Below are 24,284 nucleotides of genomic sequence, written 5' to 3' on the forward strand. Positions count from 1 at the left end.
TCACCCTTTCGATGGCATACTGTGGTAAGTAGATGCACCCTGATGATAGGGGGAGGCGCTCTGGCGGCTCTCCCTTTTTTTTCTCTCCCTTTTTTTTCATTGTTATAGCGATAGCCACCAGGCTTAGGACGGGGTACAGGGATAGAACCCCTGCCTGGGGGCAAAACCCTCACACTCCCTTAAAACCAACGTCTTAAGCAACCTGTTAAGCAACCTGGCGACAGCTATAAAGCCAGGAGCCAGAAGGGCAAAGAAGTGGGTGGATGAGTCAACTATCTACCCCTCCACCCCCTCTAATAACCAACAACCAACAACTATCCTCCTTGTCCCCTAACACCTGATACCTGTTATATAATCGCCTGGATTGTGGAGCATAGAGGGTTACTGGCATGGCAGACTGGCAGGAAATTCCCGGAGGGGTTACTGCACCCAAAGGGTATCGGGCAGCAGGAATCGCGGCTGGACTGAAACCATCGGGGCTGCCAGACCTGGCGCTGATTGTGTCGGATGTGGAGGCGATCGCCGCTGGGGTTTTCACCACCAATCAAGTTCGGGCTGCCTGTGTGGATTACTGTCGCGAAAGGCTTCAATCAAAGCCAAGCGCCCGTGCTATCCTCTGCAACGCCGGGCAGGCAAACGCAGCAACCGGAACTCTGGGTTGGGAAGACGCCCTAGCCAGCGCTCAAGCCCTCAGCCAACAACTGAACATCTCCCCAGAGGCCATCTTGCTGGCATCAACGGGGGTGATTGGACAGCGAATTAAGATGGATGTATTGAAGGCGGCATTGCCCCAATTGGTAGCCGCTCTTTCAGAGAATGGTTCCGAAGCAGCATCGAGAGCCATTATCACAACCGATTTGGTTCCCAAATCCATTGCTCTGGAAACCACACTGCACGATCGCCCGATTCGCATTGGTGGCATAGCTAAGGGATCCGGTATGATCCACCCCAACATGGCTACGATGCTGGCTTTTATCACTTGCGACGCGGCTGTTTCTCCCTATCTCTGGCAGCAGATGTTAAGCCGCGCAGCCAACTGCAGTTTCAACCAGATCACAGTGGATGGTGACACCAGTACCAATGACTCCTTATTTGCCCTGGCGAATGGCGAATCCCGTACCCCTGCTATTACCGAGCCGGGACCAGATGCCGACAAACTGGAAGCCATGCTGACGGAGGTGTGCATTTATTTAGCAAAAGCGATCGCTCGTGATGGCGAAGGTGCCACTTGTTTGATCGAAGTTCAGGTTTCCGGTGCAGCGGATGATCAGGAGGCTCGTACCATTGCCCGTACCATTGCCGGTTCTTCCCTGGTCAAGTCCGCCATTTTTGGGCGCGATCCCAACTGGGGCAGAATTGCTGGAGCCGCCGGACGGGCAGGCGTTTCCTTCGATCAAAACGACTTGCAAATCCGGCTTGGCGACTTTCTGATGATGCAAAGTGGACAGCCCCAACCATTCGATCGTGCCGCCGCCAATGCCTACCTCAAACAAGCTGCTGCCGGAGCTTACCTGAAGGAAGACACTGTTCTCATCACCGTTGGCATTGGTCATGGCCCCGGTCGCGGTACTGCCTGGGGCTGCGACCTCAGCTACGATTACGTCAGAATCAATGCGGAGTACACTACTTGATACTCTGTGAAAAACCGACAAGTATAGCGGTAGTCATTATGGTTAGGACGGGGTACAGGGGTGGAACCCCTAGCTGGGGGCGAAGCCCCCACTCCCTCTCTAATTCCAATGTCCTAACGCACCCGCGTAGAGCTATATCAGCGTGAGCAGATTTGCTCGATTGGTTCGAGAGCTGTCGAATCCGACATCAAGCAGATTGGTCGCCGTATCAAAATTTCGGGGACTCAGTGGAACGAAGACAACGTCCCACAAGTATTAGCTCATCGTTGTGCTTACCTCAATGGCCTCATTGGGACGCAAAGGTGACATGCTCCCCACTCCACCCCAGTGATGTAATGTTTGTGACGTTTGATGGAGGAGTCATAAAATACAGCAACACAGCATTAGCTTATCCAATTTTTATTAACGAAGCTGCCCACTATAACCAAGGTGTCGCAACCAAGGTGTCGCAATAATTCTAACTCAGACTCATCAAGTCGATTTTTAGTAATTTCTGTTTACGGTACATCAACATCAACAGGAGCTTAAATGCCATGAGGATTCTCTTTTTAATTTTTAGTAAAATTGCTATCTTAAGTTTTCTGTTTTTGGTATCTCCTGCGATCGCTGAAATTACCATTGAGCAATTATATGAAAGAGCATATGCTACTCAAATAAACGACTTGCCCACCTGGTCTTGGGCACCTGACAAAATACCACAGCAGATAGATCCACAGATTCATTAGGATAAAGGCTAAAGCGACAAATAGAAATCTGAGAATCGGATTTTTTGTGGTAACGCGGATACGACATTGATTCTTGAGTCTATAGCTGGTTTCAATGCTGAAGCGTTCACGATAATAGTCATGCAGTTGAGGCAGCGCCACGTTAACGCGATGCAGAACATAGACCGCATAACAACTTCCATGTTGTCCTTAAAAGCCCCGGTCAAGCAACAGGCGTTTGACGCGAACCCGCAACGGGGTGAGAGCATTGCTAACAAATAGGTCACTACCACAGGGTTTCATCACAAGGCACTGTATAACTGCCCAAAGTCACTCGCTTGTTGTGGCAGATGACGTAGACCGTAGCATAGGCAAAAAACCGTGTGGTTCTAGCTTTCGCTTGAGAGCGGTAGGCATAGGGCGCTTCCGTCTCAGGGGGGACACCATAGTCAGGGATTCAGTGCAAATCAATTGCGATGTGATGCCGTCGTTTGCAGATTTTTGGTGGGATGCGGCTTTGCAAAGCCGCATTCACTTGCGCTTCGCATGCTCCCATATCATCGAGTTTCTCCAAAACGGATGCCATTGCCGCTCGGCGCTCCTTCCAGGCTACGCACCGTCTGCTCAATACTGTCACCTCGACTGGCTGCCCGCACCAAGATTTCAAACACCTCTGGCACTGTGTAGTTGTCGTTTATCTCCAACGGCAGGTGTTCCATTAAACACTCAATCGTACACTCCAAGGTGCTTTCATCACTCAAGGCAGGTGTGTCGCATAATAAAGTGGGGTAGGTAGTATGGCTATTTTGGTAAATTTTTGGTTAGCTTGATTCTACCCCTTCCTTAGAGGATTTTCGATCTACTGAGATTATCTTGGAATTTGCTCAGGGATTAGAGAAAACAGAACTGGCAGCGAATCCGGAGAAGCAGTCCACTGTTCTTATTCTTATCAGATCATTGTGCAAGAATGTCAGCACCCTTGAGACTGCTCACAAGCTCCAATGCTGACCCAACTGGTGGAACCATCTTCCCAGTGTTCTTTTTTCCAGATGGGTGCATTGTGCTTCAATGTGTCGATCGCATATTTACACGCTACAAACGCTTCGGTTCGATGGGGACAACCGACTGCAACTAAAACGCTAATTTCACCAATTTGCAATTTCCCAACTCGATGATGAATCACCACATGAGTGACATCTTTCCACTGGTTGCGAATCTCAAATGCAATTTGCTGAAACACACGAATTGCCATTGGTTCGTAGGCCTGATACTCCAGGGCAACAACGGCTTTGCCATCGGTGTTGTTGCGCACCATTCCACTCATAACCACTACAGCACCATTGGCAGGATCATCTGCTAGTGTGTAGGCTTCCTCTAAGGAAAGTGGTGCAAAGGTAATGGCAAAGTGATCACCGGAATGGGTGAGGTTTGGAGTTTGCAAATTGCTGGCAGTAAAGCTTGTCATCGTTAAAGCACTAACTGGGTAACATTCTAATTAATAGCACTGTGAACCTGTTGTTCGAGCGATCGCAAATTCACGCCCAAATCCTCCAACACCCGTGCACCTAAACCCTTCCCCTCCTGCAGCAAACCCAACAACAGATGCTCAGTGCCGATGTAGGAGTGTCCCAATTGATGAGACTGATCCACGGCCAACCACAATGCCTTCTTTGCCCTGGGAGTGAAAGGAATTTCTTCCTGCGTACCAGAACCCCGCCCGATGTAATGCTCCACCCGCTGTTGGGCCGCTTCTAGATGAACTCCTGCCCTCGTCAGCACCTGGGCCGCAATGCCAGTACCTTCTTCGATTAGTCCTAAAAGAATTTGCTCAGTGCCCACGTAGCGATGCTGCAATCGACGCGTTTCATTTTGCGCCAGAAAGATGGTCTGGATCGCCTTCTGGGTGAACTTTTCAAATCCCCTCGGTAAGGCTGTAAAGCCAAATAGCTCGCCAAGCAGTTTTTGCATCGACCATAGAAATCGTTGAAACATAAGTCCTTCCTCTTGAATGCTTTCTTCGGCTAACTCCATCGATTGGTAAGCATCTTCAGCCTCTTCAGAACTGTTTTGCTCCGTCAGAATTGGATTGCTAAGCGAACAACCGTTATAGAGGAACGACAACAATTCCTCCACCGTTTCCACATTTGCGGAATACCAGAGAAACTGGCGATCGCGCCGAGAACTGACCAATCCTTCCACCCGCAGTTTCTCCAGGTGATGGGACAGCGTTGAATTGGGAATGTGAAGCTGGGATTGCAGTTCACCTACAGTTAAACCATTGGGATGTGCCGCAAACAGCAACCGCATAATTTCAAGCCTTGGCTCCGACCCCAATGCAGCGAAAACATCTGCATAGCGGGCGGTATCTTCGTTAATCATATTTCTAGAATAATCGAAATAAGTAGAGCGTCAAGATTTTATTTCACACAATCTACACCTAATTTCCAGATTGCTTGAACCAGAAGAGGGAGATAGAGAAACTAGAATAGGAGGGGTTTTGCCTGAAATTGATTTTGACGAGTTTGCCGGATGCTAGATTCCAGCCTTTGCCCGCGCACGCATAGTCAATGGGTGTCTCTGACATCATTTCTATCCCACACCTTCACGAAGGCAATTCCAGTATCTGCTCGAATTGCCGCGATCGCCCTCCTCCTTTTAGGGATGACCTGTCTGGTGTGGATGCTCCAGCAACCCCGGCGGCGGCGGAAAATCGCTGGAAGAATTCGCTGGCGCAGTAGAGTAACCAGGTTTGTGGTTGGGCTGATAGTTCTTGGTTTGCTGCTGATCTCACCGCCGGGTGTGGCATTAGCCAATCAAGCCCTGGTCAGTTTGACTCCGTTGACTTCAGATGCCAAAGCTGAAGCGATCGTTGTCCTGGGCCGGGGACCCAAACTCGAAACTGATCGCATCGAAGTGGCGGCTGCCCTGTGGCGAATACAACGGGCGCCCAGAATTTTTGTTAGTGGTCACGGTGATGCAGCACGGATGCTCCTACAGCTTCAAGAAAAGGGCATTCCAGAACAGGCTTTAGGGGGAGAAGAGTGTTCAATGACCACAGGAGAAAATGCAAAGTTTACTGTCACTGCTTTGAAACCCCAAGGTATCCAGAAAATTCTGCTCGTGACCGATCCCCCCCACATGCTGCGATCGCTCCTCACGTTCAAAAGTGCTGGTTTTGACGTGGCTCCTTTTGCCAGCCCCTTGCCCCCTGAATTAGGCTACCGGGAGCAAGTTGCACTCATATTCCGGGAATACGGAGGCTTAATTGCCTACTTTTTACAAGGACGCCTGGCCTTGGGTTCTTAGCTCCAGGCTTCTAAGTAGGTAGCCACAATTAATCGTGAAGGGGGGAGTGGAGGCGCAGCCCCCAAGCAAGGAAGTTTCACCCCCTCCACCCCCAGAATTATCCTTAACTACCTTAAGGTCACTAACATCAGGTCAAAATTGGTATACCTAAGCACGAAACCTCAGGAGTTTTGGCCACTCATCCCTATCCCTGCTTACGTCAGTGCCATTTGTCCTTAATTTAATTGCGTCTGGCTATTTAGTCCATGCGAGAGAGGCGTAAGGTCCAGGGTGGATGGGGGGATGAGTGATAAGGTGATAATAATAGGGTGATGCCCTTCACATTCCTTACTTTCTCTCATCCCTTACCCTCTACCGCTGCCCATGAGATAAAGCAACGCCATTCGCACCGCAACCCCACTCGTTACCTGTTGGGAAATCAGACTGAACTGGGGATCATCCATTAAATCAGAACTGATTTCAACTCCTCGATTGACCGGGCCAGGATGCAGCACTTTGACATCGGGTTTGCAAAGCTTGAGGCGATCGCGCGTAATCCCAAACTGGTGGTGATACTCCCGTAAGCTTGGCAACAGATGGTTCGTCATCCGCTCCTTCTGCAACCTCAACGTCATAACAAAATCCGCATCTCTAATCGCCGGTTCAAGCGACCAATGGAGGAAAAGTTTTCGCGGAAGAGGAGTGAGAGAGGTAGAGGAACTAGGGGCTGGGGGGTGGGAACCAGGGGAATGCTGAGCACTGAGGGTTGGCCCATCTCCCACTTCCTGGCTCCTGACTCCTGGCTCCTGACCTCTAGCCCCTAATCCCCAGTCTCTACCCTCTACCTCCTGCTTCCCCACAAACTCCTCAAACAATTTGGGCAACAGCGTCGGTGGCCCTGCCAGGTGAACCTCTGCTCCACTGGCTGTCAGACTCCAGATGTTGGAACGGGCAACACGGGAATGGAGAATGTCGCCCACGATCGCGATCTTCTTGTCTTTCAGCAATGCCAGACGTGGATCATCCGGGTCTATGAGTGTGCAAATAGTGAACAGATCCAGCAGTGCCTGGGAGGGGTGTTCGTGCTGACCGTCGCCAGCGTTAAGGACCCCAACCCGGACACCAAGCCGATCCATTTCACGGGCGATCGCCTGAGGTACGCCCGCTTCCTTGTGGCGAATCACCATCATATCGGTGCCCATCGCCAGATAGGTTTTCGCCGTGTCCAGGATCGTCTCACCCTTAGTCAGGGAAGACGTTCCCGGTGTAAAGTTTAGAATATCGGCTGAAAGCCGTTTGGCTGCCAGTTCAAAGCTGCTGCGAGTACGGGTAGAAGGCTCAAAAAACAGATTGGTTACAACCTGCCCCTGTAACGTTGGCACTTTCTTCGTCCGTCGTGATAGCACTTCCCGAAAGCTATTGGCCGTTTGCAGAACTGTGTCGTATTCCAGAGGTGTGAAATCAGCCAGAGAAAGAATATGACGGCGCGTCCAGGTGGTAGTAGCCATACCGAAAACTGACAAGAGAACGCTTTCAGCGTACACGAATTGGCCTGCCAGGACTGACCGATTTTCACTGGACTGCATAACTGCGAGGTAGACGAGAAATGGTTATCTTTCTTCCTTCATCCATCTCGACAAAATTTCAGGACTTTTTGCAGCTCAAGTGGGTGGGTGGATAGGTGGATACGTAGATGAGTGGATGGGTAGACAGGTGCTTTCTAAACAACTGGCATAAACTTCTGCCATGAAGCACTGGCAACCCATGCATCAAATCAGTACATATACATTCATCGAATGTTATGCACTGGATTAGTACTAATAAATCAATTCGTAAAAGTTCCCTCGACTTTCTGTTGAGGAAATATAGCAATCCTATTTGGAGTAGGGAAAACACTTTCCCGCACGATGCCCCTTGATGCTGCAATAATCAATTGCTCAGGATTCCGTGATTGAGGAATGCAAAAATCTCGGAAAGAAGGATTGAAATCGTGTAGAGTTTGTTATGAGAGATACCAATCGCTGACAAACCCCTCAAGTTTGTATTAGAACAAACTGGTATCAATATTTCTTCTCTTTAATGCTTGACCTAACAGAGGATGATGTCCGTGGCATTCGAGGAAAAGTATTGACTTTGCTTCTGCCGTAAATTATTAGCAGTAGTCATTATGGTTAGGACGGGGTGCAGGGGTGAAACCCCTGGCTGGGGGGCAGCCCCACTCCCCCCCTCTACAAATTAATTATGACTACCTACTTATCAAACAACCACAAATCGCAGGGCCAGCGAAGTCAACGAGAGAAATGTTAAAAAACCAACGGTATCCAGCGTGGTGGTCAGGAGAGGACCGCTGATAAGGGCAGGATCCAGGTTGAGCCGCTTGAGCCCCATTGGCAAAAGGGTTCCCAGGGTGCAGGCGATGAAGATGTTAACAGACATTACCAGCCCAGCCACGATTGAAACCCAGCGATCGCTGGGAGAGGCCCAAATTAGCGATAAGATCCCTAAAGAGCATCCCAGGACGATGGCGGTTCCCAACCCGGCCAGGATTTCTTTCCGCAGCACCCGTAACGTGTCTTCTGGAGTTACCTCACCAACACCCAGTCCTCTCACCGTAACGGACAAAACCTGAAAGGCAACGTTACCACTGCTGTTTGCCAGAATTGGCATAATCACTGCCAGCACTGGAACTAGAGCAATGGTTTGCTGAAATGGGGCGATCGCACTGGCTGCTCCAATATATAGCCCAATGTTTAGCAGCAGCCAGGGCAGTCGTTTGCGGATAGTTACTTTAGGCGATGCCAGAGCCGATTCATCACCACCACCACCCGCCAGTTTTTGGATATCTTCTGTGGCTTCTTCTTCCAGGACATCCACCATATCATCAATCGTGATAATGCCAACCAGCCGATCTTCCCGGTCTACGACGGGTACTGCCAGCAAATCATAGCGCTTCATCAGTTGGGCCACCTCTTCCTGAGGGGTGTCCGTACGAACTTTAAGGACGCGATCGCTGGCAATATCCCGAATCAGAGCATCGGGCAGGGAGAACAACAGTTGTCGCAGAGAGACCACCTGCATCAGTTTGCGACTGTCATCCGTGACGTAAGCATAGTAGACCGTTTCTTTATCCCGGTCGTTCATCCGAATTTTGCTCAAGGCTTGCGCAACCGTCAACCCCTGGCGCAACCGGACATACTCGGTCGTCATCACCCGACCAGCAGTCCCCTCTGGATAGCCCAAAATCGTTGCCGTTGCCTGCCGCTCCACCGGACTGAGTTGCTGGATCAGCCGCCTGACCACCCCAGCGGGCAATTCATCAAATAACTCTGCCCGGTCATCCGGGCGCATGGCTTCCACAATCTGGCAAACCTGGGCATCGTGCAGGGAGCCAATCAGTTCCTCCCGAATCTCCGGATGGAGATATTCAAACACTTCAGTGGCCTGGTTTTTGTTTAACAGTCGAAATGCGATCGCCCGCCGTTCAGGCAGCAGGTTCGCAATATAATCACCCACATCAATGGCGGGCAGTTGATTAAGCTCAAGCTTGAGCCTGTTCAGGTCGGAAATATCCGACAGTGAAGCACGACCTTCCTGGGTAAGCATATTCTCTCCTCAATCTCCCCCGCGCTGGGAGATTGGCTCACCAGGCTAGGGGAGGGTGCAACTACTGTAAGGGGATGGACCTGTGTCCATGGAAATCTTAGAATTCGACATCGCTGCCCTAAGAAGGGCACCGCTACATCTATGCTAACCCTAAGTAGCTGGATACACAATGTACCGAAAGGCACTTAGCAATAAATTCAACCAGCCTGGTGATAGAAACGCCTGATCCACTAGATCAAAGCGTTGAAGACAAGATTTCACTATGAAATTTTTGAAAATATTCCTGGCAACTTTCCTGGCGGGGTGGAGCATCGTTGGTCTGAGTGTTGAAGATCAAGGCATCACTCGTGGAATGGGCAGCGGTGAAGGTTATGGGGAAGGAGCTAAGCAAACGGCAGCCGACACCCAGGTAGACGAAGGGACTACAAAAGGAGCCGTTGCAGGGGGTGCTGGGTGGTTTAACCGGATTGCTGGTCGGTCTGGATGCTCTTACCATTCCGAGAATTGGACCCATGATGATAGGAAGTGCAGTTGCTACCGCGCTTGCGAATGCCCTTTCTGGTGGCGCAATTGGTGCCGCTGTTGGTGGATTGGTTGGTGGACTGGTGGGATTGGGTACTCCGGAAAACCGGGCCCAAATGTATAGCGATCGCGTCTCCAGAGGCGAATACCTGGTCATGGTTGAAGGTTCAGAAGACGAAATCCGTCAGGCTGAATCCATCCTGAACCGTCGCGGTATCCAGAACTGGGACATTTTTAATACCTCAGCCAGCAGTACCACAACCTCTCGTCCCAGTGGAAGTACCTAAACTTCGGGTGATCGTACAGCCCTTTAGGGAAAGCTGGATGAGTGAGAGGATAGGGGTGTAATGGAGTAATAGAGTGAGGGGGGATGGAGCGAGGGAGTGAGGGAGAATGGAGTGAGGAGGGGATGGATGTGAAAGGCTATCCCCCTTATCCCCCATCTACTCCTCACACCTCACAACTCTCTAACGACTAACAACCAACCAACAACTAACAACTGACCCTCACCCTATCCCCTATCTCCCTATCACTCATCCCCCCATCGGCGTTGCTGAATTTGGCTATGAAATAGGTGCTGTATGCTCGAAACTTCGTTTCGATTCATACTGCTTTTCAGCAACGCCCCCCCATCTACCCCTTCACAGCCTCGACACTGCTCTACAATTGGCCAGATACCAGCGCCAGGGTAATTCGGTTCCCCGGGATAAACCAATGCGAGTAGTCTGAATTAGAGTCTGTTTCCCCCTTTCAAGTTGCTGCTGGAACTCTGGATGGCGGTGTTCTAGCCAAAGTGGTTGACCCGGTTGCAGGGGTTTAGAGGACAGAGCCAAGTCAATTTTCAAAGCGCGGCATAGTTTCCCTGGACCAGCCGCAATTCTCCAGGGTTGAGTTTTACGAGGAGATGAGTTGGGATTTGGGGATTCACGCGGCCTCTGCGTAGAAAAGTTGTCCTTAAACCAGGGAGGGACGGTTTCTAAATCCAGTGCGCGGATTAAAACAGCACTGGGAACCCCGTCCAGATCGGTTACGATGTTCAGACAGTGGTACATGCCGTAGATCAGATAGATATAGGTCATCCCAGCGGGGCCAAACATCACCTCATTGCGGGCTGTGCGACGACGGTAGGCGTGGCAGGCAGGGTCATCTGGCTCATAGGCTTCTGTCTCAACAATCAATCCGCGCAGAACCTGTCCATCAGGCGTCTGGCGCACCAACCAGCAACCAATTAACTCCGGTGCAACTTGAGTAGCAGCCCGGCTCAACCATCTTGCCCGAATTGGCGAAGACTCTTTCAACCACTGCAAAATCGCCTCCTTCGTGGTTCTCCTTTTCGTTTCGCCTTGCATAAGCATACAGGCACTATCCTATTCATTCACCCGTCTCCCCCTCCCTCCACATTCGACTGTTACAAAACTTGTTGCAAAAATCTTTGTTATACCAGGATTACGGGAATATTGTTTTACAATTCCTGAAGTCCATGGAAACAGTTTCCTTTTTGGATTTATGGTTCTCCCGGCTCGTCAATGAAAGAGTAGCTGTCTCTACCCTTTCATCCCAAACCGTATCTCTGAAATTTTGATTTCGGTTGGGTAGCGATCCGCGCCTATCACCAAACTTCCAGGAGAACCGGATCTACTGAATTTCATTTGTTGAATTTCATTTGTCGTCGAGAGTTATAGAAAAATGGACATCAAGCTAGTTTTACCTGTATTAACCGCTGTTTTTATTGTGGCGTGTCTATTCTTTGGAACTAAGAATGGGTTTTACGATTCTGACAACTACCATGGCAACGGATCGGCTCATTAACCCGCCCTTAACCCTTTTCCCAGAAGTCCCCACTATATGAACGCCACTCAGGAGAAATCTCACAGACGTGACCGAGCTAGAATGCTTAGCTTACGGGGTTGAGCAGGCAGATGAGGGAGTCTGCCTGTTGCTCCGGCTGGGTCCGTATCGCATCATGTTGGACTGTGGGTTGACGAACCTCTCTCCGCTGGTTGCTAAAAAGGCCGCTCCCCCAGCCGATTTAGTGTTGTGCAGCCATGCCCATGCTGACCATGCGCGAGGTTTGCTGGCGCTTCATCAAGCCTTTCCTCAAATTCCCATCTATGGCAGCGAGGTCACTACTCAACTACTGCCCCTCAACTGGCTAAAGGAAGATTACAAGCTCCCGCCCCACCTGTGTCAGGCACTCCCCTGGAGAACCCCAGTCGAATTTTTTGATGGGCTCAGTGCGGAACTTTATCCAGCGGGACATCTGCCAGGAGCTGCTACTATTGTGCTAACTTACACCCCCACAGGCGGTGGTAGGTCTTATCGGGTGGTGTATACAGGCGACTTTTTCCTGTCTAATTCGCGCCTGGTGGAAGGGTTGCCCCTAGAAGAATTGCGTGGGTTATCGCCCGATGTGCTGATTGTGGAAGGCACCTTTGGTACGGCTCGCCACCCCCACCGTCGTCAACAGGAAAACCAGCTGGCAGAACGAATTAACCAGGCGATCGCAGCCCGGCAGGCCATTCTTCTCCCCACTCCTTCCCTGGGGTTGGCGCAGGAGTTACTCGTGCTGCTTCGGAGTCATCACCATTTCACCGGACGTGACATCGATATCTGGGTTGATGAAACCGTCGCCGCCTGTTGTGATGTTTACCTGGATATCCTGTCTCACCTGCCTCCTTCCGTACAGAATTTTGCCCGCCATCAACCCCTGTTTTGGGATGAAAAAGTGCGTCCGAGAGTGCGCCGCCTGAATCCCGAAGACGCTACTGCCCTGCAACCGCCCTGCATTGTTGTTGCAGATGAGACAGGCGACCTGAGCCAGTACTATCAGGCTCACCTGGAGGACTGGCTGGTTCTGGTATCCCAGCAACCCCACCGCCACGTGGGAGAAATCAAAGGAGTGATGGGTGCAGAAAAGGGAGAAATAATTCTCCCCGCCGTTGAAGTCTATCTCCTGGCCCAGCACTGTGATGGTCCCGGAACCACTCAACTGATTCACAATCTCCGTCCACAGCATGTGATCTTTATCCACGGTTCGCCAACCTATCTGGCAGACCTGACCGGGTTAGAAGAACTGCATAATCGCTATCATCTGCACTCGCCAGGATCTGGCACCCTGGTGGAGCTGCCCATCGGGGAAACCTTTTTGCAGCCGCCTGCCCCAGAAACCAACTACGAAGGGGAACTGACTGAACTCGATACAGTTGTTACCATTAACCTTCCCAATTCCATCACGGCTGACCCCCGCTGGAAGGCCCTGGCAGACACAGGTTTGATTGAAGCCCGCTGGCAGGGGGAGGAGCTTGTTCTACGCGGTTTACCCCAACGGGAGTTGCTGCGTCAGGGGGGCGATCGCCTGATTGATTGGGTAGATATCAACTCACCCTTACGCCAGTGCTGTGCTAACTGCCGCTACTTTCGAGGGCAGCGGTGCTGGAACCCCAATTCCCCCCTGTACGAGTTCAAGGTAACGCCTGATGGCTTTTGTCCAGTGTTTGAGCCCTTGCAGGAAAGGGAAGAGTGAGTAAACAATGCAACGTTTTTAACAAGTTTGTCATAATAAGAAATTAACCTTTTAGCCGCCTGCAAAAATCTCTTTTCAGTGACTCCTTCACTTCCGGTTTCACCCCTTCTATCGATTGGTGATCAGCCTATGCCCGAACTTGAGATTGAAGCTGCCTTGGATGCTGCATTCAAGCGGTGCGAATTGTTCTCCTGCCCTCTCAACGACCAGCAAAAGCAAATTTTGTTGCAGGCATTACAGGAACTGGCTCAGGAATGGTTAGATGGCGATGGCAAAATTCCAATCGGGGCAGATGGTTTTGGTTCATCAGAGACTCCTTCTGGTAATCCTCTGGATGAATTAGCCCCAGAGGAGCGACAGGCACTATTAGAGTTTGTCCGCCGCGAAGAAAGTGAGAACCGCCCCTGGAAAACAACGTTGCTGAATGATTGGGTGCAAGAGCGAGACTCTGGAACGGTTCAGTTCATTCGCGATCGCTACGGGCTGCAGTGGCTGGAACGGGTTAAGCCCTTTCATCTGGCGCAGTATGCTAGTGCAGAACAGGGGGAAGCCATCCGGTTAAAAGTGGGCGATCGCATCGAAGTAACCAACGGCCTGTGGGAGTGGGTTCAGGAAGAGGGACCCTGCTCACGGGAATGGTTTCTGTGTACGGTGATCAGCATTCGAGAGCCATCGGATGAGGATGAGGCAGAGATAGAAGAGAGGGGCGATCGCTATACCAGTTGTGTTGTTCGCTTCGATATGGGGGCCGAATACGAAATCCAGGGAGTTTACGATTGGAATCGGCCAAACTGGCGCTGGGTAAGCGAATAACTTTCTGTCACCTTAAACTAGGCATAGTCGCGCGATCGCCTGTTCACAAAATGAGCCATGTCCTACAGCGAATTTAAAACCATTGGATCTGTTCTGAAAGAATTTCAGGTGCGTTACAGGGAAGCCAACTTTGTGGAAACTCTGGCATTCGCTATTTCCAACTACTTTCAAGAAGACCTCGACCTGATCATGCGCGAAGGTGTAGTGGATAATTCCGAGTTTGCGATTTGTGAAAACTTAATTTACCCCATTTTGAAAGAAGTTTGGAAATTGTACCGTCAGCATTTTATTCTTTGGAGCCATCAAGCCCTCACCTTTGACAATCGCCTCTGTGGATTCCCTGAATATATCCTCGCCAGTCGATCGCCTCTAGGCAAAGTGGTGTTCGATAAACCCTATTTACTGCTAGTTGAAGCTAAACAGGATAATTTCGAAGCAGCCTGGGCACAGTGCCTTTCAGAAATGATTGCTGCTCAACGACTGAATCAGGATCCACCGATTACGGTTTTTGGCATTACCTCTAATGGCTCAACCTGGCAATTTGGCAAATTGGAAGCAGATCTCTTTACTCGCAATATTCTTCCCTACTCAATTTTTGAGTTAGAGGCCCTGTTTGGAGTCGTCAACTATCTATTTCAACAATGTGAGGAGCAGATGAGACAGTATACGACTGCGGTTGCCTAAGTCAAACCCTTTTGTCTTCGTGTCATCCTTGGGCTTCCTCTTAGCCATAGCTAAATGAATGATCTCAGTGATGCGATAGAGGGCTTACTTTAGCTCGATAGAGGAGTTTATCGCCCTGACGGTACCCTGTGTAGCGGACTCGGACAAGATCGCCAGCTTCTGCAAAGCCTTCCATTAATTGATGCTGCTGGGGGTCATAGACAACTTCAGAGCCAACTTCCGCGATCGCTTCAATGCCCCATTCCTGCAACAGTCGCTCCAGGGGTTTAAGCAACGGCAACAACTTAACCGCAGGAACCTGCGGATTTTGCTGAGCCGTATAAGCCGCCGTTGGCAGTTGCAGCAGCAGGGATTCCAGAACTTGCAGGCTGGACTGCTGAAACTCTTGCTGGAGGGCTTGCTTCTGTTGCAGAAGTTGTTGCTGAAGGCGATTATATTCCTGCCTCAGATTCTCTAACTCATAAGTAAGCTGTGAGTTTTGAGGCTTCCCTTCACGGCTCTGATCTTTAGATGGGATAAAGATTTCCAGAAGCTCGGCGATCGAAACTTGCAGAACCTGACTGAGTTTAAGCAACGTCTCCAGACGGATTTGAGCCACTTCACCCCGCCGCAGACGCCGAATTTGCTTCTCCGAAACTCCAGCAGCCTGGCCCAGTGCCCGAAAACTAGAAAACCCCACCCGCTGCATCAACTGCTGCAAAAGATGGGGGTTGTTCTGGGGGGAAGATGAGTTCATGGAAGTTGTTAGCTGTTGCAATTAGTTGCTACGGTCATCCTATTTGGATTGTAAGAAAGAGTTGTGCAAGAACCCCTTCTTACAAAGCTCTCCATCTCACCACTGATTTAAGACTGCTACAGAGGAGAGTGGATGGGTAGTATGAATGGATGAGTGATGGGGTGATAAAGTAACGGAGTGTTGGGTTGATAGGATGATGGCTCTTTACATCCATTACTTCCCCACACTGTCACTCCATCATCCCCCACTACCTCTAACAACTAACAACTAACAACTGGTTACCCTTCAAGCAAGCTCCTTAGCATCCAGGCTGCTTTCTCATGGACTTGCATCCGCTGAGTCAGCAGATCTGCTGTTGGCTCATCATTAGCGCTTTCAACGACTGGAAAGATTGATCGCGCCGTACGAACCACCGCCTCCTGCCCTTCCACTAGCTGGCGAATCATATCCTCTGCCTTGGGTACCCCTTCTGCTTCGGCAATGGAGCTGAGACGAGTAAATTCTGAGTAGGTACCAGGTGCAGGAAAGCCCAATGCCCGAATTCGCTCTGCAATCTGGTCTACGGCCATGGCCAATTCATTATACTGCTCCTCAAACATCAGGTGTAAGGTCTGGAACATGGGGCCTGTCACGTTCCAGTGGAAATTGTGCGTCTTCAAGTACAGGGTATAAGTATCGGCCAGAAGGCGAGAAAGTCCTTCCGCAATATCGCCTCTTGCTTTCTCATCAATCCCAATATTGATAGGCATAACTTCAGAATGGGTTAGCATAATTGTCTCCTACATGAATCAATTCCAATTGGTTGATAAAGCGATAGTCATTGTGGTTAAGACAGGGTGTAGGGGTGAAACCCTGGTTGGGGGCAAAGCCCCCACGCCTTCTCTAAATTCCAATGTTCTAACGCACCCGTGTAGAGCTATAAGGGCAGGGAATTCTAACAGACCAGTAATCATCGTTGAGCGACTCATTGTGGGCTGTCAACCATCAATTCTTAAACTCCTTCTGCTCTACCCTCTGCTTGTTCTTAAAGGATAGTGCTGAATCCCCATCAGAACTTGAAAGGTTCGATTTATACAAACCCTCATTACATACCGGGATTAGCAACACCACTTCTAAGCCAGATGCATCTTTAGAACCGACCGAGGAGCGCGCCGAACCCGACAACGGATGGTTTCGTGTCCTAAACGGGTGCAGGCCTCGTATCGATGACAGCCGGAGAAGCCATAGTATTCACCATCAACTTCTAAAACATCGATAGGCTCCTGGAGTCCAATCTTCCGAATCGATTCCATTAAAGCAGCGACCTTTGTCTGGTCGTTTTGCCGAAACAGGGGGCGGCGAATTTTTTGAATTGGAATGTCCTCAACCCTAACCATTGAACTCCTCGTATGCGTTACTCCTTAATCATACTCATTACGACTTCATTTTGGCAAATGGATTTAATGTTCTTGATAGAATTTGCTGAAACAGGAAATTCACCAAGTTTAGGTTAAGCGTTGCTATTGAATGCGTCTATGATTCTTGAGGGGGAACTCCCGAAAAGTTCCCTTGTCCCTGGGATAGATTGCAAAACGTTTTAGACGATTAGGTATGCATCGAGTGGAATTAATCTCTGTAGTCAGAGTATGGCGGCGTTTGCCTCGTATTGGGCTGGCAGCGACACTCCTGCTAGGTGCATTTTTGGATTGTGGTAAAGCCGCCAATCGACCGGGCAAAGATGTTGAACTCCAGGTTGGGGTTGTGCAGCGATTCGGCAGTCACCCCCTGGACAGGTTGACGCTACAGGCAAATTCCAGTGCCAGTGGAGCTACAAAGGCACCTCGTTTAACCGTTCGTTTGCAAACTGAGGGTAAACCCAAAACCTACACCAGTAGTCGCGTCGAGTTTGATATTTTGATGCAGCCACTGGCTGAACCAGTTCTGGAAGAACGGGTTGTTCTCAGTACCCACCGCAGTTTTGAAAGTGCGGAGGACAGTGCCAATCGTTGGCAGGAGAAGGGGATTCCGGTGGAAGTGGCTCAACCCCAGCGATGGCAGGTGTGGGCAAAACGGGATGTCTATCGCACTCCATTGTTACGGCGGCTGTTGCTACAAAACCTGCAATCACAAGGAATTCAAACCGCTTTTATTGACTCTAAAGTGATTGAGAAGCGGCCCCGCGCTTCACTGGTGGTAAATGGTTACCGTTTTACCCGCGATCGCGTTGATATCTCATCTAATACGGGCGTTATCCAGGTTGACCGCAAGGGGAAAGAGTCGAACCGTTATCTTTACGCGGGTAGCCTGCGGCTTCAGCCAAACGCCTATGGCACCTATACCCTAGTTAACCAGGTACCCTTAGAAACCTATTTGCGGGGAGTTGTGCCCCATGAGATTGGTACCTTTGCGGCGCAGTCGGTACTGGAGGTGCAGGCAATTCTGGCCCGCACCTATGCTCTGCGTAACTTGAGACGGTTTGCGGTGGATGACTACCAGTTGTGTGCCGATACCCAGTGTCAGGTTTACAACGGACTGAATGGAACTGCTGCTGCAACGGATCGGGCGATCGCCGCCACGAAAGGACTGGTACTTACTTATCAGAATGAGTTGGTCGATGCAGTCTACTCTTCGACTACAGGTGGGATCACAGCCCCGTTCAACGACATCTGGCATGGGGCAGAACGCCCTTACCTAAAGGCCGTTGTTGATTCCGTCGCCCTATCGTGGGATCTGTCACGCAAAAGCCTGGCCAATGAGAAGAACTTCCGTACCTTTATTAACCAGAAGAAGGGATTTAATGAGGAAGGGCAATCCTGGTTCCGGTGGCGGGTAGAAAGTTGGCTGCCCGATTTGAATCAGCAATTGAAGCAATACCTGCTTGAACAGCGGAACCCCCTGGCCAATTTCAAAACCATTCAGCGAATGGCAGTCACACAGCGATCGCCCGCCGGACGAGTTCAGGAGTTAACTGTGACCCTGGATAACGGCACTGTGAAATTTCTGAAGGACGATGTGCTGAAGGTTTTTGAAGCTCCCAACAGCACCCTGTTTTACCTGGAACCCCTCTACAGCTCAAATCGAGCGTTGGTTGGGTATGCCTTCGTAGGGGGCGGACTGGGACATGGAGTCGGCTTGAGCCAGACCGGGTCCTACCACCTGGGTAAGCTCGGTTGGTCCAGTAATCGCATCCTCAGTTTTTACTACCCCGGCACCCGGATTCAGCCCATCAATGACAGGCTTGTGTTTTGGCGAAACCCGTCTGAGCCAGTGAACAACTAGTTTCGCCTGTTGTCTGTGTAAGCAGGTAGGTGGAATCAAATGTAGGATGGGTTAGCGATAGCGTAACCCATGCCGGTGTTGGGTTTCGTGCCTCAACCCAACCTACACAGGTCTGATATTTAATTAGTCCCACCTACTGATAGCAGTCCTGAATGATTCGTGAAATGAAAAGGCTTTGTGAAAAGGGATTTCGCCGGAATCCCTTTTCACAATCCAGATAGGATCGCTATATCTGTTGTAGGCATAAAACCTCCGAGGTTTGCGTAAGCTCTACATAGGATATAGCGATAGCCACCAGGCTCAGGACGGGGTGCAGGGGGAAACCCCCACACCCTCTTAAAACCAATGTCCTGAGCAACCTGGCGACGGCTATAAATGCAGGTCACTTTTCGGTTAATACCATGCAATATCGGCAACTGGGTGATAGTAGCCTTCAAATCTCTGAAATTGGTCTGGGTACGATGACCTTTGGGCAACAGAATACGTTAGAGGAAGCCCATCAGCAGTTAGATTACGCCCTTTATCACGGAGTCAACTTTATTGATACCGCAGAGATGTATCCAGTACCCGCTCGTGCAGAGACGCAAGGATTAACTGAGGAAATTGTTGGCAAGTGGCTGGCACGACGACAGCGCGATCGCCTCATTCTGGCAACTAAAATTGCCGGTCCTTCCCGTCGTATGGATTGGATTCGTAATGGTCCCCAGGCGATTGATCGCCCCAACATCGAGCAGGCCGTCAATGACAGCCTCAAACGTCTGCAAACCGACTATATCGACCTGTATCAGATCCACTGGCCCGATCGCTACGTCCCTCTATTTGGGCAAACAGTGTTTGATCCAAACCAGGTCCGAGAAACAATCCCGATTGCCGAACAACTCACAGTTTTTGCTGATTTGATTCAGGTGGGAAAAATTCGCTATTTGGGGTTGAGTAACGAAACCCCCTGGGGTGTGATGCAATTTTGCCAGATCGCTCGCCAGCTAGGACTGCCCAAAGTGGTTTCTATCCAGAACGCTTACAACCTGCTCAATCGAGTATTTGAAACGGCTCTGGCGGAAGTTTGCTATTACGAAAAGCTGGGCATGCTGGCATACAGCCCACTGGGGTTTGGCTCGTTGAGCGGTAAATATTTAAAAAAAAATCCCTAAACGGTCGGCTGGCCCTGTTTCCTGGCTTTGGGCAGCGCTACCACAAGCCAAATGTCGAACCAGCTGTAGCAGAATATGGGGCGATCGCCCGGAAATACAACCTCAGCCCCGTTGCCTTAGCCCTGGCCTTTGTCCGCCAGAGCTGGTTCGTCACGAGTACCCTGATTGGCGCAACCACTCTCGATCAGCTACAAGAAAACCTTGCCAGCGTCGAAGTGAACCTCAGCCCCGAAATTTTAGCAGAAGTAAATGCTGTGCATAGCCGCTATCCCAATCCAGCACCGTAAGGAGTAGATGGGTGGATGGGTGGGAGAGTGATGGAGTTGTTATAGCTGTCGCCAGGTTGCTCAGGACATTGGTTTTAAGGGGGGGTGTGGGCTTCCGCCTCCAGCCAGGGGTTTCCACCCCTGCACCCTGTCCTAAGCCTGGTGGCTATCGCTATAGTTGTTGGAGAGGAATAAAAATGTGATGGGGTTAATGGAGTGGTGGGGTGATAGGGTGATTGCTCTTCACATCCATCACTCCATTACCCTCATAGGTAATTTTTTCAAAATCACCCGATCGGATTGCGGAGCGATTTCATCGAAAGCGGTAGCTAGAAGAGTCAACCAATCCAGAGGTTTGCCTCTGAAATAGCCCCAAGCCCCAGGGCTGTTCTATCCGCTTTCAAGAGTTTCATTATGAAAATCAAGCTCCCTCTTCTATCTGCTCTGGCTGCCACTGCTCTTTCAATGGGTGTTGCTCTGCCATCTCTTGCCGAAACAGGCATATTATCTGGTGTGCAGCCTGGTAGTCGGATCAATGTTCGTTCACAGCCAACGACTGAATCGTACTCTCCCCACTATGGTTTGGTGGGCGATCGCATCGAAATTATTAAAGAAGCGCGTGGCCATGACGGGCGCACTTGGTACTACGTCCGGTTCCCGTCGGGTGCAGAGGGCTGGGTTCGTGGAGATTTCGTCACGGTTCCTGTCAGCTATCCTGGCTATCCAGGATACCCTGGCTATCCTGGTTCACCTGACTATCCTGAAAATCCTGGTCACGGCAGAGAGAGAACGGTTGTTGTTTTCCAAACCAATACCTACTCTGTTAAGGTTTTCAGGCATCGAGGCCGGTTGTACATGAACGTCTACAACAAGCGCACCGATTCCCAGGAACTAAACTGGGCGCGGGCTGAAGCAGTAACTTCCGCCAGAGGAACCAACTACTACAGCGGTAACCGTCGTTATGGATACAACGTATTCCGTGGCTCCAATGGTCGCTATGTAATTGAGGTACGTTACCAGGGTCGTTTAGTGGCGCGGGAACGGGGTTATCAGGTGTGGTAGAGGTGAGGGAGTGATGAGTGATGGAGTGATGGAGGAAAGAATCTCACCCTATCCCCCCGTTGCCCTATCACTTCCTCACCCCTTACCCCTCACCCCTCATTTCTCCTGCCCCTCAGCTTGAGGCTCCTTTTGCCTTTGCTTCCAGGTTTTCCAGGCGACTTTTGAGTTCCTGGTTTTCCTTCTTCAACTGGTCGAGTTCTTCGCGGAGTTGTTTGACAGCTTTATCAGTGCCCACATTTCTCTGCACGCGCTGAACAGCTTCTTCGGCAATGCGACGAACTCGTCCATCAGGAGTTTGGTCTGCCAGGGATTGCAGGATGCCAATGGCTTTTGGCGTTTCCATCTGGCCCAGGGCATTGACTACCGAAACCTGGGTTAAAAAGAAGGATTCCCTGGAGAATTCTGTCAGCCGATCTAGAATGCGCTCCAAGTTAACGGCGGTTTGTCCGGTGGAGACGGTACCCAGCGCCCGAATGGCCTCCAGCCGGAGTGCCTGGGGAATGCCAGGTTCGGTGTATTCCAGAATTAGGTTAAGGGCATTTTCAGAAGTTTTCATTTGGCTGAGGGCGGCGATCGCCCCCGACCGTACCACTTCGTTCCACCCCTGGCGCTCCTTCAATACTGACTTCAGCAGTTTCAGCGTTTTTTCTTCCTTCGTTTCCACTAGATTGGAGGCGGCCAGGCTGCCCAAGGCACGGATCGCTGCTGCTTCGACGTAGTAACTGGGGTCGCCTTTCTCGGCGATCGGTTTGAGAACTTTGTAACTATCATTTGTCTTGATCGCGGCCAGCGCTTCAATCGTTGCCCGCCGGACTCTGGCATCGTCGTCTTCCAGTCCGGCCAGTAACCCTTCAAACGCCTGATCCAGCTTGATTTTGGCTAAATTCTTGACAATTTCTACTCGTACACCCCAAAAAGGCTCCTGTTGCAATACCTCTGATAGAGTTTTGACCGCTTCTAACCCACCTTTTTTGGCTAAGGCTTCGGTGGCAGAAATGCGAGACAACGGATCGGGGTCGTGCTGCAACTGGGCTTTCAGTTCGGGGACAGGATATTCCAGGGATACTGTTTTAAGGGTGTGGTTTCCGGCATCGAAGCTGATGAAGTCGGGTTTCTTCTCCAGGGGAAAGTAGAAGGATTGCTCCCGTTCGTGGATGCGGACGGTGAAGGTCTTTAGGAGCGGAGGGTTTCTTTTCTCTCCTCCTTTCTCACCGACGTAGCCAAATGCAATTGGGATCTTGAGATTAAACAACTCGCTGCGACTCCCATTTTTGTTTTCTTTTGCCTGGTTCTGGGTGACAGTTAGTTTGGCGAGATGGCTGTCCCCATCCCAACTGTAGGCAACTTTGTAGTCGGGATGTCCACCCCGAAAAACATACTGGTCAAACAGGAAGAGCAGGTTGCGCCCGGTGGATTTTTCGATCGCCCGCAGTAGATCAACCGTCTCAACGGTTTTGTGGGCATTGTCATTAACGAAAGTGGCAATCGCTTTCAGAAATAATGCATCGCCCAGTTCTGCCCGGATCATGTGATAGACGCAGGCTCCTTTTTCGTAAAGGTGGCGATCGTAAAGTTCAATCGCCTCCCGGTAAACGTGGGTAACGATGGGGCGGCGATAGCGGGAGGCGTCTTCGTCCAGGTAGTTGCGGGCTTCATTGAGACGATAATAAGCGGCATCTTCTGGCCCGTACTCATGTTCAGTCCACATCACCTCCGAGTAGGAGGCCATGCCTTCCTTCAACCAGGCATGGGACCAGTGTTTGATCACGACCAGATCTCCAAACCACTGGTGAGCCAGTTCGTGGGCCACCAGGCTTTCGGTGCTGCGGTTGTCGAGAGCGGCCCGGTCATCAATCAGGCAGCGATCGGTGAGCAGGGTGGTGGAGGTGTTCTCCATACCGCCGAAGATGAAGTCATCCACACAAACTTGAGCGTATTTGGGGTAGGGATAGGGGTAGCCAAACTTTTCGCTGAAGAACGCAATCATGCGCGGGGTTTTACCCATGCTGAGGCGGGCTTCCTTTTCCTTGCCTTTTTCAACGTAGTAGGTGACGGGTTTGCCGTTCCATTCGTCTTGTAGTTCAGCAAAATCCCCCACGGCCAGAGTCATCAGGTAGGTGGGGTGAACTTCTTTCTGAGACCAGTGGAAGATTTTGTCGTTACCGTCTACCTCGGTTTGAATTAGTTCGCCATTGGAAATTGCGATGAATTGTTTGGGCACGCGCACCCGAATTTCGGAAGTTGCCAGTTGCCCAGGGTAGTCGAAGCAGGGGAACCAGAAGCGAGAATCTTCATCTTCGCCTTGCGTCCAGACCTGGGTGGGCTTGTTGGGATAGTGTTTGTCGGGAGTGATGAAGTAAATGCCACGCTGAGGTTTTTCTACGCGGTAGGCGATCGCCAGTTCGAGCGGCTGACCTGCCTGGGTGGGTTGCTCCAGCCGCACATGCAGTTGCTCACCATCGTAGTCAAACGCTTGAACAGTTTCATTGATTTTGACGGATTGAATATCCAGGCTGACAGCGTCCAGGGTTAACCGATCAATATCATTTCGAATGGGGTTTAGCCGGATCTTGCAAGTCCCCTGGTAGCTCTGGTTTGGAATATCTAATGTCAAATCTAAAAAGATGTGTTCAACTTGGCCGGGGCGATCGGGGTTGTAGTGAGGTTTAGCGCCTGGCAGTTCAAAGGATCTGCGACCATTCTCATCATCAAAATAAAACTTCGTCATGGAAGAATGACCCATTAAAAAGAACCAGCAAATTTGTTCCCGGAAGATATAGCGGTAGTCATTATGGTTAGGACGGGGTGCAGGGGTAGAACCCCTGGTTGGGGGCTTCGCCCCCACTCCTTCTCTAATTCCAACGTCCTAACGTACCCGCGTAGAGCTATAAAAGATACACCATTTCTCCAGGTTAGCGCTTCAGCCGGTTGGCTTAGCGATCGCCCCTCCCATTCATCCCATTCCCACGGAACGTCCCTACCTCGTTCCAACCCATACGGCTATAGCTTCTCAGGCCCATTTCCAACCCCCGACTCCCGACCTCCA

Annotated in this window: 22 protein-coding genes and 1 pseudogene; 12 read left to right on the forward strand and 11 right to left on the reverse strand. The window is 50.7% G+C overall.

Going from position 1 to position 24,284, the window contains the following annotated elements; genetic code table 11:
• Window positions 1–389: 389 nt before the first annotated feature.
• The 3 genes and pseudogenes from argJ (at window position 390) to P4D80_RS03710 (ending at window position 2,086) form a co-directional block, all read left to right on the forward strand.
• Window positions 390–1,631 (forward strand): bifunctional ornithine acetyltransferase/N-acetylglutamate synthase, encoded by a 1,242-nt coding sequence (argJ, locus tag P4D80_RS03700; protein ID WP_421657504.1) that lies wholly within the window; start codon window positions 390–392, stop codon window positions 1,629–1,631.
• A 135-nt stretch (window positions 1,632–1,766) separates the two neighbouring features.
• Window positions 1,767–1,937 (forward strand): annotated as a pseudogene (locus tag P4D80_RS03705) (ISKra4 family transposase); the annotation flags it as partial.
• A complete protein-coding gene (locus tag P4D80_RS03710; protein ID WP_421657505.1) occupies window positions 1,934–2,086 on the forward strand; it encodes a succinylglutamate desuccinylase/aspartoacylase domain-containing protein in 153 nt (50 codons plus the stop codon). The pseudogene P4D80_RS03705 and the gene P4D80_RS03710, both read left to right, overlap by 4 nt.
• Window positions 2,087–2,892: 806 nt before the next feature.
• On the opposite strand, the gene P4D80_RS03715 is transcribed toward P4D80_RS03710, so the two are convergent.
• From P4D80_RS03715 to P4D80_RS03725, 3 genes are all read right to left on the reverse strand, one after another.
• On the reverse strand, window positions 2,893–3,096 hold the full coding sequence (locus P4D80_RS03715) for a hypothetical protein (protein ID WP_421657506.1): 204 nt from the start codon (window positions 3,094–3,096) through the stop codon (window positions 2,893–2,895).
• Between the two features lie 209 nt (window positions 3,097–3,305).
• Window positions 3,306–3,800, reverse strand: a complete 495-nt coding sequence (locus tag P4D80_RS03720) for a molybdenum cofactor biosynthesis protein MoaE (RefSeq protein WP_421657507.1) — start codon at window positions 3,798–3,800, stop codon at window positions 3,306–3,308.
• 26 nt (window positions 3,801–3,826) lie between these two features.
• Entirely contained in the window at window positions 3,827–4,714 is an 888-nt protein-coding gene (locus P4D80_RS03725; protein WP_421657508.1) for a metalloregulator ArsR/SmtB family transcription factor, read from the reverse strand.
• Window positions 4,715–4,864: 150 nt separating this feature from the next.
• Between P4D80_RS03725 and P4D80_RS03730 the strand changes: the two genes are divergently transcribed.
• Window positions 4,865–5,641, forward strand: a complete 777-nt coding sequence (locus P4D80_RS03730; protein WP_421657510.1) for a YdcF family protein — start codon at window positions 4,865–4,867, stop codon at window positions 5,639–5,641.
• 344 nt (window positions 5,642–5,985) lie between these two features.
• On the opposite strand, the gene P4D80_RS03735 is transcribed toward P4D80_RS03730, so the two are convergent.
• The 3 genes from P4D80_RS03735 to P4D80_RS03745 form a co-directional block, all read right to left on the reverse strand.
• Window positions 5,986–7,128, reverse strand: a complete 1,143-nt coding sequence (locus tag P4D80_RS03735; protein WP_421657512.1) for an aspartate carbamoyltransferase catalytic subunit — start codon at window positions 7,126–7,128, stop codon at window positions 5,986–5,988.
• 748 nt (window positions 7,129–7,876) lie between these two features.
• Window positions 7,877–9,223, reverse strand: coding sequence for a magnesium transporter (gene mgtE, locus P4D80_RS03740; RefSeq protein WP_421657514.1), 1,347 nt, complete (start codon window positions 9,221–9,223; stop codon window positions 7,877–7,879).
• Between the two features lie 235 nt (window positions 9,224–9,458).
• On the reverse strand, window positions 9,459–9,737 hold the full coding sequence (locus P4D80_RS03745; RefSeq protein ID WP_421657515.1) for a hypothetical protein: 279 nt from the start codon (window positions 9,735–9,737) through the stop codon (window positions 9,459–9,461).
• Between P4D80_RS03745 and P4D80_RS03750 the strand changes: the two genes are divergently transcribed.
• The gene (locus P4D80_RS03750; protein WP_421657517.1) at window positions 9,736–10,032 is read left to right on the forward strand and encodes a hypothetical protein; all 297 of its coding nucleotides are present in this window, start codon (window positions 9,736–9,738) and stop codon (window positions 10,030–10,032) included. The two genes, P4D80_RS03745 and P4D80_RS03750, sit on opposite strands and share 2 nt — an antisense overlap.
• A gap of 354 nt (window positions 10,033–10,386) precedes the next feature.
• On the opposite strand, the gene P4D80_RS03755 is transcribed toward P4D80_RS03750, so the two are convergent.
• Window positions 10,387–11,094: a DNA-3-methyladenine glycosylase gene (locus tag P4D80_RS03755; RefSeq protein WP_421657518.1), complete on the reverse strand. Its 708-nt coding sequence runs from the start codon at window positions 11,092–11,094 to the stop codon at window positions 10,387–10,389.
• Between the two features lie 527 nt (window positions 11,095–11,621).
• Here P4D80_RS03755 and P4D80_RS03760 point away from each other — a divergent pair.
• From P4D80_RS03760 to P4D80_RS03770, 3 genes are all read left to right on the forward strand, one after another.
• Window positions 11,622–13,268 (forward strand): MBL fold metallo-hydrolase, encoded by a 1,647-nt coding sequence (locus tag P4D80_RS03760; protein ID WP_421657519.1) that lies wholly within the window; start codon window positions 11,622–11,624, stop codon window positions 13,266–13,268.
• 129 nt (window positions 13,269–13,397) lie between these two features.
• Window positions 13,398–14,081 (forward strand): hypothetical protein, encoded by a 684-nt coding sequence (locus tag P4D80_RS03765; protein WP_421657520.1) that lies wholly within the window; start codon window positions 13,398–13,400, stop codon window positions 14,079–14,081.
• Between the two features lie 57 nt (window positions 14,082–14,138).
• Window positions 14,139–14,765: a hypothetical protein gene (locus P4D80_RS03770; RefSeq protein ID WP_421657521.1), complete on the forward strand. Its 627-nt coding sequence runs from the start codon at window positions 14,139–14,141 to the stop codon at window positions 14,763–14,765.
• A gap of 64 nt (window positions 14,766–14,829) precedes the next feature.
• Here P4D80_RS03770 and grpE read toward each other — a convergent pair whose 3' ends face one another.
• The 3 genes from grpE to P4D80_RS03785 all read right to left on the reverse strand — a co-directional run bounded on the left by grpE (window position 14,830) and on the right by P4D80_RS03785 (window position 16,877).
• Complete coding sequence (gene grpE / locus P4D80_RS03775) at window positions 14,830–15,501, reverse strand: nucleotide exchange factor GrpE (protein ID WP_421657522.1); 672 nt, start codon at window positions 15,499–15,501, stop codon at window positions 14,830–14,832.
• A 278-nt stretch (window positions 15,502–15,779) separates the two neighbouring features.
• Window positions 15,780–16,250 (reverse strand): Dps family protein, encoded by a 471-nt coding sequence (locus P4D80_RS03780; RefSeq protein WP_421659480.1) that lies wholly within the window; start codon window positions 16,248–16,250, stop codon window positions 15,780–15,782.
• A 363-nt stretch (window positions 16,251–16,613) separates the two neighbouring features.
• Window positions 16,614–16,877 carry a ParB N-terminal domain-containing protein gene (locus P4D80_RS03785; RefSeq protein WP_421657523.1) on the reverse strand — a complete coding sequence of 88 codons (264 nt, stop codon included), beginning with the start codon at window positions 16,875–16,877 and terminating at the stop codon, window positions 16,614–16,616.
• Window positions 16,878–17,100: 223 nt separating this feature from the next.
• Here P4D80_RS03785 and P4D80_RS03790 point away from each other — a divergent pair, with 223 nt between their 5' ends.
• The 4 genes from P4D80_RS03790 (at window position 17,101) to P4D80_RS03805 (ending at window position 21,238) form a co-directional block, all read left to right on the forward strand.
• The gene (locus tag P4D80_RS03790; protein ID WP_421657524.1) at window positions 17,101–18,759 is read left to right on the forward strand and encodes a SpoIID/LytB domain-containing protein; all 1,659 of its coding nucleotides are present in this window, start codon (window positions 17,101–17,103) and stop codon (window positions 18,757–18,759) included.
• A 401-nt stretch (window positions 18,760–19,160) separates the two neighbouring features.
• Window positions 19,161–19,910 carry an aldo/keto reductase gene (locus P4D80_RS03795; RefSeq protein ID WP_421657525.1) on the forward strand — a complete coding sequence of 250 codons (750 nt, stop codon included), beginning with the start codon at window positions 19,161–19,163 and terminating at the stop codon, window positions 19,908–19,910.
• Between the two features lie 83 nt (window positions 19,911–19,993).
• A complete protein-coding gene (locus tag P4D80_RS03800; protein ID WP_421659481.1) occupies window positions 19,994–20,197 on the forward strand; it encodes an aldo/keto reductase in 204 nt (67 codons plus the stop codon).
• Window positions 20,198–20,590: 393 nt separating this feature from the next.
• The gene (locus P4D80_RS03805; RefSeq protein ID WP_421657526.1) at window positions 20,591–21,238 is read left to right on the forward strand and encodes an SH3 domain-containing protein; all 648 of its coding nucleotides are present in this window, start codon (window positions 20,591–20,593) and stop codon (window positions 21,236–21,238) included.
• Between the two features lie 112 nt (window positions 21,239–21,350).
• Here the strand turns inward: P4D80_RS03805 and P4D80_RS03810 are convergent, their stop codons facing one another.
• Window positions 21,351–24,083, reverse strand: coding sequence for a M1 family aminopeptidase (locus tag P4D80_RS03810; RefSeq protein WP_421657528.1), 2,733 nt, complete (start codon window positions 24,081–24,083; stop codon window positions 21,351–21,353).
• Between the last annotated feature and the right edge of the window lie 201 nt (window positions 24,084–24,284).

The organism is Leptothermofonsia sp. ETS-13 (assembly GCF_049200465.1).
Classification (GTDB): domain Bacteria; phylum Cyanobacteriota; class Cyanobacteriia; order Leptolyngbyales; family Leptolyngbyaceae; genus Leptothermofonsia.